9 protein-coding genes are annotated in these 12,105 nt (G+C 68.6%); 4 read left to right on the plus strand and 5 right to left on the minus strand.

Annotated elements, in window-relative coordinates; genetic code table 11:
* Positions 1-85 precede the first annotated feature (85 nt).
* The 3 genes from MXD58_RS00600 to MXD58_RS00610 all read left to right on the plus strand — a co-directional run bounded on the left by MXD58_RS00600 (position 86) and on the right by MXD58_RS00610 (position 4,072).
* Entirely contained in the window at positions 86-577 is a 492-nt protein-coding gene (locus tag MXD58_RS00600) for a flavin reductase family protein (RefSeq protein ID WP_248837804.1), read from the plus strand.
* A 19-nt stretch (positions 578-596) separates the two neighbouring features.
* Positions 597-1,736 (plus strand): enoyl-CoA hydratase/isomerase family protein, encoded by a 1,140-nt coding sequence (locus tag MXD58_RS00605; RefSeq protein WP_248837803.1) that lies wholly within the window; start codon positions 597-599, stop codon positions 1,734-1,736.
* A gap of 998 nt (positions 1,737-2,734) precedes the next feature.
* Positions 2,735-4,072 (plus strand): ATP-dependent 6-phosphofructokinase, encoded by a 1,338-nt coding sequence (locus tag MXD58_RS00610; RefSeq protein ID WP_248837802.1) that lies wholly within the window; start codon positions 2,735-2,737, stop codon positions 4,070-4,072.
* A gap of 51 nt (positions 4,073-4,123) precedes the next feature.
* Here MXD58_RS00610 and MXD58_RS00615 read toward each other — a convergent pair whose 3' ends face one another.
* From MXD58_RS00615 to MXD58_RS00625, 3 genes are all read right to left on the minus strand, one after another.
* Positions 4,124-5,032, minus strand: a complete 909-nt coding sequence (locus MXD58_RS00615; protein WP_248837801.1) for a GNAT family N-acetyltransferase — start codon at positions 5,030-5,032, stop codon at positions 4,124-4,126.
* A 104-nt stretch (positions 5,033-5,136) separates the two neighbouring features.
* Positions 5,137-6,291, minus strand: a complete 1,155-nt coding sequence (gene metX, locus MXD58_RS00620) for a homoserine O-acetyltransferase MetX (protein WP_250608969.1) — start codon at positions 6,289-6,291, stop codon at positions 5,137-5,139.
* The gene (locus MXD58_RS00625; RefSeq protein ID WP_248837870.1) at positions 6,242-7,534 is read right to left on the minus strand and encodes a bifunctional o-acetylhomoserine/o-acetylserine sulfhydrylase; all 1,293 of its coding nucleotides are present in this window, start codon (positions 7,532-7,534) and stop codon (positions 6,242-6,244) included. The genes metX and MXD58_RS00625 overlap by 50 nt, the downstream gene beginning before the upstream one ends.
* A 621-nt stretch (positions 7,535-8,155) precedes the next feature.
* Between MXD58_RS00625 and MXD58_RS00630 the strand changes: the two genes are divergently transcribed.
* Complete coding sequence (locus MXD58_RS00630; protein WP_248837799.1) at positions 8,156-9,397, plus strand: DUF222 domain-containing protein; 1,242 nt, start codon at positions 8,156-8,158, stop codon at positions 9,395-9,397.
* A gap of 75 nt (positions 9,398-9,472) precedes the next feature.
* Here the strand turns inward: MXD58_RS00630 and MXD58_RS00635 are convergent, their stop codons facing one another.
* Entirely contained in the window at positions 9,473-10,795 is a 1,323-nt protein-coding gene (locus MXD58_RS00635; RefSeq protein ID WP_248837798.1) for an amidohydrolase family protein, read from the minus strand.
* Between the two features lie 98 nt (positions 10,796-10,893).
* Complete coding sequence (locus tag MXD58_RS00640) at positions 10,894-12,078, minus strand: hypothetical protein (protein WP_248837797.1); 1,185 nt, start codon at positions 12,076-12,078, stop codon at positions 10,894-10,896.
* Positions 12,079-12,105 lie beyond the last annotated feature (27 nt).

Raw genomic sequence — 12,105 nt, forward strand, 5'->3', positions numbered from 1 at the left:
GCGACGCCCTGCTCGTCGGACGTCGTCGGCGTGGCCGGTGGCAATCCGTTGACCGGTCGGGCCGATCGGAGGAACTTCGGACACGATGCCTGGACAGAGCCCCTTTCACGACGCGGTGAGCGCCATCAGCTACCCGATGGCGGTTGTCACGACGGTCGCGCAGGGTGGGGAGCGTAGCGGTTGCCTCGTCGGATTCCACACCCAGTGCAGCATCGAGCCGCCGCGCTACCTGGTGTGCATCTCGCGGGCCAACCACACCCATCGCGTCGCCCGCCACGCCGATCACCTCGCGGTGCACCTGCTCGACACCGCCGCTGAGGAGCTCGCGACGCTCTTCGGCGAGCAGACCGGCGACGAGATCGACAAGTTCGCCCGGTGCGCCTGGTGGGAGGGTCCCTTCCACCTGCCGATCCTCCAACAGGCGCGCGCGTGGTTCGCCGGTCCGGTCCGGGTCCGCAGTGAGGTGGGCGATCACACGGCGTTCGTCCTCGAACCGGTCGACGGTGCCGCCGCCGGCCCGTTCCACCAGCTCGGCTTCCAGGACGTCCGGGACATGCGCCCGGGCCACCCGGCCTGAGCGCGCGGCGGCCAGAAAGATGATCTCTTCGTCGGCGGCTGTCCTCGCCGAGCTGCGGGCCGACCCGGAGGCGTTCGGTCCGCTGAGCGGCCGCGCCCTGCTGGCCGTCGACGCGGCGTCGGCCGACGCCGCCCGCGTCGGCGAGCTCGTCCAGCGGCTGCCCTGCGTCTGCGTCGCCGTCGCGGACGACCCGCAGGCAACGCCCGGGGAGATCACCACGGCCGGCTTCGATATTCTGCTCACCGGCAGGCCGCATGCGCCCCGTCCCTGGGTCAGCGTGCCGGGAGCGGTGACGGCGACCGTCGACCTGCTGTTCGCCGCGGCCGCGGCGAACCCGTTCGCGGCGGCGGCGCTGGTGCAGCTGCTTCGTAGCAGCAACGGCCTTGACATCCGGGACGCCGTGGTCGCCGAGTCGTTCGCCTACTCGGCTCTGCAGGCGGGACCGGAACACGCGCGGTGGCTCGCCCGCCGGCGCCACTCGGCGCGACCGGTCCGCGGCACCGATCGCCGTCACGCCGCACCGGCCCGCGCGGGCACTGTCCAGCGACCTCGACCCGGCGAGCGCGAGGCCCCCGCGGTGCGATCCACCCCCACGGTTCTCCTCGCACGCGAAGGATCGACGCTCGTCGTGACTCTCAACCGACCTGCGGTCCACAACGCGGTGAACACCGCTGTGCGGGACGGGTTGGTAGGTGCGTTCCGGCTCGCCGGGCTCGACGACGACGTCACGGAGATCCGCCTCGCCGGCGCCGGGCCGTCCTTCTCCAGCGGCGGCGACCTGGTGGAGTTCGGTACGCTCCCGGGACCCTTCGAGGGGCACGCCGTGCGCACGACCCGCAGCATCCCGCTGAGCCTGCTGGCGACGGGCCTGCCAGCGACCGCCTGGGTGCACGGACTGTGTATCGGCGCCGGGGCGGAGCTACCCGCGTTCTGCGGGCGGGTCGTGGCCGCGCCCGACGCCACCTTCCGGCTTCCGGAGACGGCCATGGGCCTCGTCCCTGGTGCGGGCGGCACCGCGAGCCTCCCGCGGCGAATCGGCCGCGAACGCGCGACCTACCTGATCCTCAGTGGCCAGCCCATCGGCGCCGAGCAGGCCCTGGCCTGGGGACTTGTCGACGAGATCGCGGCCGGGCCCGGTGCGCCACCGGCCGGCGGCTGAGCCTGCCAGTCACACCGCAGCGGACTGAGGCGCCCGGGTACCCCGTGCCCCACTGCCGCGCGGCTCCTGACGGCACGGCGGCGCGGCGAGCCCGAGCACGGCACGACGATCAGCCACCTGACGCGCTCGCCGTCGCGTCGGAGACCGCCGTCGCGCCGTGCCGACCATGGCCGCGTCCCGCTCCCCGCGTGGGCGCGGCCGCCTCAGCGGCGGTGTGTGGTCGCCCGCCCGATCTCCACGCTGTCCGAGCTTCGCATCTGGTGATCCGCCGCGACAGGTCCGTTGGGCGCCGGTCGGACACGCGAGTGGCCGGTGCCTCGCCGGGTCGACCGGACCACCGGGGTGGGCCGTCCGACCGTTGCGCCTGTCCGTGGCGGTGCCCAGCCGGGCCCGCGGACGAGCCGGAGCATGGGTCGCGGCAGAACCGTCCGCAGACGCTGCCGGCGCGGGCCGGCGAGCTGCTGGCGCTGATCTCGTGGCTGGAACGCGCGCGTGATCGGAAGCGTTCATGACATCTTCCTGACATGTCCTGGTGATGTCCGCCCGGCCTGTCCAGGGACGGCAAGGGTGCGTGGCCGTCCCTGGACAGGCCGGGCGGGGCAGCTGGACCAGGCGGGGGAGCGGCGCCTCGCCCTGCTGGCAACCGCTGCGGCGGAAAGCTGCCACCACCTGGGAAGACGATGTCGCGGCCGGGTCCCGAGCGCACGGCGAGTGCGCCCGCCCGCCAGTCTCCCTGCCGACGCGGGCACTGAGGTGTCCGCGGAAGCCAAGTTTCGGAGGCGGTGAGGCTGCGGTTTCGCGGGTTTCCAGTGGATGAAGTGATTGTTTCCGTCCCCTGGTGACCGGGTTGGCCCGCCGATGCCACCGTCGCGGTGGGTTTGGGGCGGTAGTCTCGGTCTGGAAGAACTGGGAAGATCGACGGCGTCCTGCCGCGGGCTCGCCCGGGTATGTATGGAGCGAAGAGACGAAGCGCCAAACGAGACGAGGGCCGGGCAACGGTGGGTGCGCCACTACTGGTGGATAATGCCGATCTATCGGTCAAGACCTTGGGTCCATGCCGGATAGATTCACCCCTTCTGCCGTTGTTGGGTGAACGGCCGACGACACAGCATTACATCGACGAGGCGGACAAGGTCCTCTACGACGACACCGCTTCCATGATCTTGGAGCGCGGGGTCGACCTCGCCGAGTTGCCTGGGTTCGAACCAGCCGGCCCGCGCCGGAAGATCTACTTCGATCCCTCGAAAACCCGGGTCGGCATCGTCACATGCGGGGGCCTCTGTCCGGGATTGAACAACGTGATCCGCGGTCTCGTCCTGGAGCTGACGTCGCACTATCGCGTCCGGCGGATCGTCGGTTTCCGCAACGGCTACCAGGGGTTCATTCCGCGCTACGGGCACGACGTGATCGATCTCACCGCCGAGAGTGTCGCCAGTATCGACGACGATGGCGGAACCATCCTCGGCAGCTCTCGCGGCCAGCAGGATCCAGGCGAGATCGTCGACTGCCTCTCCCGGATGAACATCAACATTCTGTTCGTCATTGGTGGGGACGGCACGCTTCGCGGCGCGAAGGAGATCTCCCGGGTCGCCACCGAGCGCGGCGAGAAGATCGCGGTCGTGGGGATTCCGAAGACCATCGACAACGATATTCCCTATATCGATCAGAGTTTTGGTTTTCAGACGGCGTTCGGCAAGGCCGCGGAGTCGATCCGCGTCGCCCACGCCGAGGCGACCTCCGCGCCCGGTGGCCTGGGAGTTGTCCGGCTCATGGGTCGGCACTCCGGCTTCATCGCCTGTTACGCGACTCTTGCCAAAAGCAACGCTGATGTCGTGCTCATTCCGGAGCTGCCCTTCAAGCTCGAGGGTGACGGCGGGCTGCTGAGTTACCTGCGCAGCCGGGTACTCGAACGTGGCCATGCCGTGGTCGTGGTCGCCGAAGGCGCCGGCCAGGAGCTCATCACGGACCAGCCGGAGGGCGCGGACGCCTCCGGTAACCGCAAGCTGCACGACGTCGGTCAGGAGATCTCCCGCCGGATCAAGGATTACTTCGACGCCGAGTCGATCGAGCTGAACCTGAAGTACATCGATCCGAGCTATCTCATCCGAAGCGTTCCGGCGAACCCGTACGACAGCGTGTACACCATTCGTCTCGCGCATGCCGCCGTGCACGCCGCGATGTCGGGTCGAACCGAGATGGTCGTGGGCCGCTGGCGTCGCCGCTTCATCCATATTCCAATCGGGCTGGCGGTCAGCCAACGCAACCAGGTGGACCCGGCCGGCGACCTCTGGATGTCCGTCCTCGAGGCGACGGGTCAGCCGCCGCGTTTCGAATAGGACGCGGACCGTGTCGCGGATGACGGTTCGACGCCTTCCCGGGTCGAACCGTCAACGCCGAGCCAGACGGGCGACCAGCCCGGCCCGAACGCCTGGCCACTCCTCTCGGAGAACGGAAAAATACGCGGTGTCGCGGGCCGCGCCGTCGGTGGCGAGCATGTGCGCGCGCCGAACTCCTTCGAAGCGGGCACCCAGGCGTTCGATGGCCGCGCGCGAACGCGTATTGCGGACATCGGTCTTCAGACAGACGCGCACGGCTTGCCAGTCCTCGAACGCATGGCTGAACAGCAACACCTTGGCCCGGGTGTTGATGTGGGTGCGTTGGGCGGACGCGGCAAGCCACGTCGCGCCGATCTCCGCGACCGACGGCGGATCCATCGGGACCGGCGGAATCCGGCCCTCGGCTGGCGGCGCGGAGGGCACCTCCGGCGCGCAAGCGCCCGCGGCGGCGCCCGGAGCCGGCCCGCCCTCGCGAGGCTCCCTCGCGGGCGTGCGGCTGCCGCCGGACTGAGTGGCGCCGCCGGCCATCCCGAAGTGATACGTCGAGGTCCAGACGGTCACATTGGCCATCACACCGCTGTGTGCCGTCGTGGTCGTCGTGGTCCAGCTCTGGTCGTTCCCGCCGGTCTGCTGCGTCGCGGACCAGCCGGTGGCTCCGGCGCCCGGCGCATGGGCGTTGCTTTCCGGCCGCCAGAATCCAAGATCGAGGAAGCGGGTGGAACCGACCACCCGACCGCCGCCCCCGCCGTCGTCGTCGGCCAGATCGCGAATGGCAAAAGGCACCGCGAAGCCACCGTCGCGATCCGCGATGGCCGCCGAAACGTATTCGGCCATCGCCGGCCGGGTCGCCGGCACGGCCGTGAAGCCATAGGTGAGCCGGTCCTCGGCGGCGGCCCGTAGCAGCGCGTCCACATGATCGATGCGCAGTGGTTCCAGGCGGATCCGCCGATCGGTGAGCACCGGCGAGGTCCATCGGGGCGGGAGGCTGGACACGCTGCCAGCATGCCGCCCAGGATCCGCTCCGGCCAGCTGTTTTCCCGCCTCCTGCCCGCCTTCACCGCCGATCACGGCACGCGGAGGGCGTGGCGAACGATGTCGCCTACCTGTTTCGTTTCAATGAGGAATCCATCGTGTCCCGATCGGGACCGCAGCCGATGAAGTGGCACACTGGTCAGCTGGGCGATGTCCTGCTGCAGGCGAAGTGGATAGAGCCGGTCCGTGTCGACGCCAACGACGGTGAACGGTACCGGGCAGGAACGCAATGCGGCGGGGACCCCACCACGACCACGGCCAAGGTCCTGCGTCATCATCGCCCGGGTCAACGTGACGTAGGATCCTGCGTCGAATCGGCGGGAAAGCTTTCGGGCATGGTGATCGAGGTAGGACGTCACCTCGAACTGGCCGTCGGACCGCAGTCGGGCGGCGAACCGATCTTCCAGCTCCGTCTCGCTGCGATAGCTGATCTGCGCCATCCGGCGGGCCAGGCCCATTCCTCCGTGGGGTACATCATCCCAGGGCCGGCCGTGGTAATCGCCGCCGTGCCAGCCGGGATCGCCGATGATCGCCCGGACCTGCGCGTCGTACAGCCCGATCTGCTCCGCGGTGGCGGTGGCGCCGCAGGCGAGAACAATCACCTGCCCCACCCGGTCAGGTCGGCCGACAGCCCACTCCAGGCCCCTCATGCCGCCCATCGAGCCACCGATCACCGCCGTCCACCGCCGGATGCCGATCGCATCGGCGAGCGCCGCCTCGACAGTGACCTGGTCGGCGATGGTGATCTCGGGCCAGCGGCCACCCCAGGGCCGGCCATCCGGACCGTCGCTGGCGGGACCGGTCGTGCCCTGACATCCACCGAGAACGTTGGGAACGACAATGTGGAGCCGGTCGGTGTCGAGGGCCAGGCCCGGACCGATCAGGCCATCCCACCAGCCTCCGGTGGGATGGCCTGGTGCCGCGGCCCCGGCAGCATGGCTGTCGCCGGTCAGCGCATGCAGGACCAGCACCGCGTTTTCCGCGCGGGAGTCGAGCCGCCCCCACGTTTCGTAGGCGACGGTGACGTCTGGCAGCGAGCTGCCGCGCTCCAGCGGCAACGATCCGGGCAGGCGCACGAACTGGCGGCGCCCGACCGGATCGACTCCTGGCCGCCACGCACCGCCGGAGGCCGCCGAATCAGCCTTTGGCGGCACGGAATCCGGCGTCGAGGTCGGCGAGGATGTCATCGATTCCTTCAATGCCGACAGACAGGCGGATCAGGTCGGGACTGACCCCCGCTGCGGCCTGCTCGGCCTCGGTGAGCTGTGAGTGCGTCGTCGTGGCGGGATGAATGATCAGCGAACGGACATCGCCGACGTTCGCGAGATGGCTGAACAGCTCCACCCCCTCCACAAACCTGCGTCCGGCCGCGGCGTCACCGGCGATGCCGAACGACAGGATCGCACCCGCGCCGCGCGGAAGTACCTGCTGCGCACGCGTGTACCACTGCGAGGACCGCAGCCCAGGGTAGGCGACCCAGCTCACCTCGTCCCGGGCCTCGAGCCACTCGGCGACCCGCTGGGCGTTCGCCGTGTGCCTTTCGACCCGCAGTGACAGCGTCTCGAGGCCCTGCAGGAGGAGGAAGGCGTTGAACGGTGAGATGGCCGCGCCGATGTCACGCAGCAGCTGCACCCGGGCCTTGGCGATGTAGGAGCCGTGACCGAGCGCCTCCCAGTACACGAGCCCGTGATAGCTGGGATCGGGAGTGGTGAAGTTCGCGAACCGACCGGACGCCCCGAAGTCGAAACGACCGCCGTCGACGATCACTCCACCGATGGCGGTGCCGTGCCCGCCGATGAATTTCGTCGCCGAATGCACGACGATATCCGCCCCGTGCTCCAACGGGCGGTAGAGGTACGGCGTGGCGAGGGTGTTGTCGATGACGAGGGGAATGCCGTGGGCGTGGGCCACCTCGGACACGCCGGCGGTGTCCAGAACATCGCCTCGGGGGTTTCCTATGGTCTCGCCGTAGAACGCCTTCGTGTTCGGGCGAACGGCGTCTCGCCACTCCTCCAGATTGTCGGGGTCGGCGACGAAGGTGACCTCGATGCCGAGCTTGGGTAGGGTGTAGTGAAAAAGATTGTAGGTTCCGCCGTAGAGGCTGGAAGAGGCAACCAGATGGTCACCCGATTCGGCGAGGTTGAGGATCGCCAGTGTCTCGGCAGCCTGCCCGGAGGCGGTCGCGAGAGCCCCGACGCCGCCTTCCAACACCGAGATGCGCTGCTCGAATGCGTCCTGCGTCGGGTTCATGATCCGGGTGTAGATGTTCCCGGGCTCGCCGAGTGCGAACAGCGCCGCCGCATGGTCGGTGTCGCGGAAGACATAGCTCGTCGTCTGGTAGATCGGAACAGCTCGCGCGCCGGTGGTCGGATCGGGCTGGGCTCCGGCATGAATCTGCTGGGTTTCGAACGACCAGCTTTCGGTGCTCATCTGCTGACTCTCCCCGTTTGATCGGCAAAAGCGAAAGTGAGGCGCATGTCTTACGTCGGTCGTGAACGATTCTCGGATGCCCGCCGCCACCTGTGTCGCGCTGCGAGGGCCGAGTTCGCGACGTTCAGCCCGGAAAGCGCGGCGCGCGGCGCCTGAAATTCGGGCTGAAAGCGCCGAGGTCCCGCCTGGCCACTCTTGTTGGCACAGAGCAGGATGGGGGCCGCGCCGCAGGCTGGGGTGAACTGATCGTGCTCACCGGGCAGAGGTGTCTCGCCCGGTTCGCCGGCGGCGGTGGCCTCGTTGCGGGGGCGGTCACGAGAGGCGGAAGGGGACTCCGTCGAGACCCGGGCGGCCCATCGAACATCGTCCGCTGGCTGATCGCCAGGCTGGACGTCGGGCGTGTGACCTCACGTTTTCGACGCTAGCAGCGATGCGCGCCGTTGTCTGCCACCAGAGACTGCTCCGATCGGATTTGTCGGGAAGTGCCTCGGTGGCGCACGCGCGGGTTGGGCCGCCGCCCTCTGGTGCGTTGTGGTCGTAGAAGGCATGAAAAACTTCAAAGAGTGATGTTACCCGCGCGTAGTCGACATACTTTCTCTATTCCTCCGCTACGGTTCGTCCATGACGATCGATGCTGCCGCGCCGATGGGTCATCGACCGGTCTGCTCCGGACTGGCCATGTTGACCGGTCTGCTGGACGAGCTGATCCCGGCGCCACTCTGGCCGTTGTCCGACGCCGACCTCGATAACGCTCTGTACCAGTGTTCGGTGCAGCAGTCTCGCCTCGCCGCGCTGCAGCTGAGCCTCGTGCGGGAGGTCGACGGCCGCAATCTCGCGCGTCAGGCCGATCCAGGTTCCACCGCTGACCACATCCGGACCTGCCTGCGGTTGCCGCCGCGTGACGCCGTCCGCCTGGTGGATCTCGCGGCCGCTGTCGACGGCCCGCTGGCCGCGACCGGACGGGCACTCGCGGAGGGTGAGGTCAGCCCCGCGCAGGCAATGGCGATCAGACAGGCGCTCCGCTCCCTCCCCGCGCAGACCAACGTCGAGGTCAGGCTGGAAGCGGAGTACCTGCTGCTGGGTCACGCGCGTACGTTCGACGCGGGTGACCTGGCCCGTATGGGGCGGCGCATTCGGGAACGCCTGCGCGCCGAGACGGGACCCCGTCGGCGCAGACGCGCCGCAAACAGCGCCGAGAACAACGACGAGTCCGGCCGGAGCCGTGATTCGTCGCCTGCGGCAGGCGCTCGCGGCACTTCCGACGACAAGCCGGTGGAGGACGTCGGCGAGCGTGAGTCAGGAGATGGCCCCGAGTGCGGGATGCCGCCGCCGGACGACGCGCCCGAGTCCGGAACTGGAAACGCCGACGAGGTAAGGTCACAACGGCGTGGATCACCGGTCGCCACGCCGGAGACCGGCGGCGAGAGCGGTGGGCGCGGAGACGACGCCTATCTCACGCGTCGTGCGCCGCTGACGGCCGCGAACCGGTCCCTGCGCCTGGTCGATCTACCTGGTGGCTCGACCAGAATCGTCGGTGAACTCGACGACGAGGCAGCCTCCGTGGTGTACGAGGCGCTCGAGCCACTGGCGGCACCACGCTCCGCGGCGGACAGCCGCAGCCTGCCACGGCGACGGGCGGACGCCCTCGTCGAACTCGCGCGCCGCGCGACCGAAGCGGCCCGACCGCCGCGGGGCCGAACCGCCTCTCGTCGCGTGCCGGGCAGTGCGTGGGCGCTGTTTCACCGTGGATCCACATCCGGCGCGGCCCCGCGTGCTAGTACCGAGCATCGCGCGGCGAGCCGTCGCCGATTGCCCGTCCGCCGCCACCGCGCGACGGGCAGCGCGGAACAGCTGCCAGCGTGACCGAGGAGGAGTGCGGCTGTCCGCGCGAACCGTGGGGGCAGCGAACCGTGGCCGACCCGCGTCGGCGGTCACGGATCATCGTTCGGACGAGCGGACGCCCGCGAGTTCCGACGACAGACCCGCTCGGGTCGCGAGCTCGACCGCCAGCTCGCGGGCGTGGGGAAGGACGGCGCGGATGTCGGTGGTGAGAATCTCGGCGTCGGCGACGATCCGCTCTCCCTCGACCCAGACACCAGCGACGTCGCGGGTACCGGCGCAGTAGACGATAGCCTGGTATGGATCGTGTACGAACGCCATGGACGGGCTGGACTCGCTGAACCACACGAGATCGGCGGACTTGCCCACCTCGAGGCTGCCGACGGTGTTGTCGATGCCGAGCGCCCGAGCGCCGCCGAGCGTCGCCATCCGCAGCACCGCCGGGGCGGTCAACACGTCGGCCTGTTGGTGGTGCACCTTCTGGAGCAGCGCGGCGATCTTGATCGTCTCCAGCATGTCCTGGGAGTCGTTGCTCGCGGCTCCGTCCACCCCGAGCCCCACCGGCACCTTCTCCCGCAGCAGACGAGGCACCTGACAGACACCGCTCGCCAAGATCATATTTGAGACGGGGCAGTGCGCCACCGTGACCGCGTGCCGGCGAAGCAGGTCGATGTCATCGTCGGAGAGCCATACACAGTGTGCGGCGACGGTCTGCGCTTCCAACAGGCCAAGGCCCGCCGCGAACTCGATCGCGCTGGCCCCGCGTAGTGACCGCGTCGCGGTGACCTCCTCCCGGACCTCGTGGAGGTGGACGTGCAGGCGCCCGACGTCCTCCAGCAGCGTCCGTGTCGCCGTCAACAGCGCGTCGCTGCTGGACGGGATGGTTGCCAGGCCGACCCGGAAGCGGGTCCGTCGGGAGCCTGCGGCAGCCTCGGCCAACGCATGATGTTCGGCGACGATGTGGTCGATCGACCGGACGTTCGGCACGTCCGCGGGTCCGAAGGAGACGTCACCGCGCAGTCCGACAAGATCGAGAGCGTCGACGATTCCCGGCGTCACGGCCGGCGTGCCGGGGGCCGCGCAGAACATGTCGCCGACGGTCGTCACGCCAGACAGGGCCATCTCGCTGGCCTTCACCAGCGTGCCCACGTACGCCATCTCGCGGGTCAGGAACGACTCGATGGGCTCGACCACCTGGACGAACCATTCCCAGAGCGTGTGCGTCTCGCCGATCCCGGTGACCAGACCCTCCGAGAAGTGCCCGTGGGCGCTCACGAAGCCGGGGGTGAGGATCCCGCTGCCGTCGCCGATGACCGGCAGGTCCGAGAACCGCGACCGCACCGAGGTGAACTCGTCCACCGCGGCGAGGCGACCGTCGACGATCGCGACCGCGCCGTCGCGCAGCTGCCCGGCCGGACCCATGGTGAGTACGTGACGGGCACGGAGGAGGAAATCGCCTGACGGAGAGGATGCAGACGGCGACAAGCCGGGCCCGGTCGCGGCGACGGCAGCGGGACTGGTCATTTCAGTCCAATACTCGTGTTGAGGTACTGGTTGGTGAACAGATCTGTCGGACTCAGACCATTTCTGACGGGCTTCTTCTGCCCGGCATAGATCGGCGTCAGGATCTGAATCATGCGGCTGATGCGGCTCTGGTCCATGTCGCCTATGGTGCTGTTCGAACCGTTCGAGACGAGGCCGCGATCCTTCATCGTCTGCACAGCGTACGTGGCCAGGCCCGGTGAGTAGTTCCACACCGAGCCGGCGTCGGACTTGACCGCCTTGATAATGAGATCGTTCGCGGTCTTCGGGTTCGCCATGAAGTCAGCCTGGGACTGTTGGATGATCGGCACCAGTTTCTTCAGGCACGGCGCCAGCCTGCCTTCGTCGCCACCCCGTGCCGCCAGCGTCTGACCGTACACGGGGTAGCCGGTGTCATTGATGAGCTGAAGGTTCACGTCGTAGCTGTGCCTGTCGTCCAGCTCGTTCTTGTAGATGTACGGCTCGGAGGTGGCGAATCCGGCCTCGGCCACCTTTCCGTCCTCAGTCACCCAGCGGGACGGTGAGCCGTCGTAGCTTCCGTCGACCTGGCCCTGTCGCAGGATGCCCGCGCCGAGCAGGTACTGCATGTAGGCGTCCGTCTGGTAGTAGAGAACCTTGGTGTCGGTCTGACCGATGTCGACGAGGGTGGTGAAGTTCGGGTACTTGCTCTTGTCCCACATGATCATCATGGGGCTCACGTCGAACGGCGCGAAGACCGCCTTGGTGGGCTGCGCGACCGAGTTCTGGATGGACTCGTCGGTCGAGACGATTCCGAGTGTGATGCTCTTGTCCACGTACATCTGGGCGCTGACCTGTTCGAAACCGATCGCGGGGCCGCCGTAGCGGACCTCGATCTTCACGCCGGTGTTTCGGCCGCCGGAGACGAGCGATCCGACGATCCGTTTCTTGCCGGTGTCGATTTTCGCGTCCGGACCGAGGAGATTGTAGAGATATCCGTATTCGGATTCCGCGAACCAGTCGGTCTGTACGACCACAGTGGCGGGGCAGGTGCCGGCAAGATTCAGCGCGCTGCCGGAAGGTGCCGCCGGGAGGGCGGCGGACCCGGTGGAGGCAGCGCCCGAAGAGTCGCTACTGCACGCAGCAAGAGTGAGCGCCAGCGCCGTCCCAAGAGCGATGGCGGCACTCCGTCTAACATGTCCCATTCTTCTCCTTGTCATGGATATCCGCGC

Source organism: Frankia sp. AgKG'84/4 (assembly GCF_023242965.2).
Classification (GTDB): domain Bacteria; phylum Actinomycetota; class Actinomycetes; order Frankiales; family Frankiaceae; genus Frankia.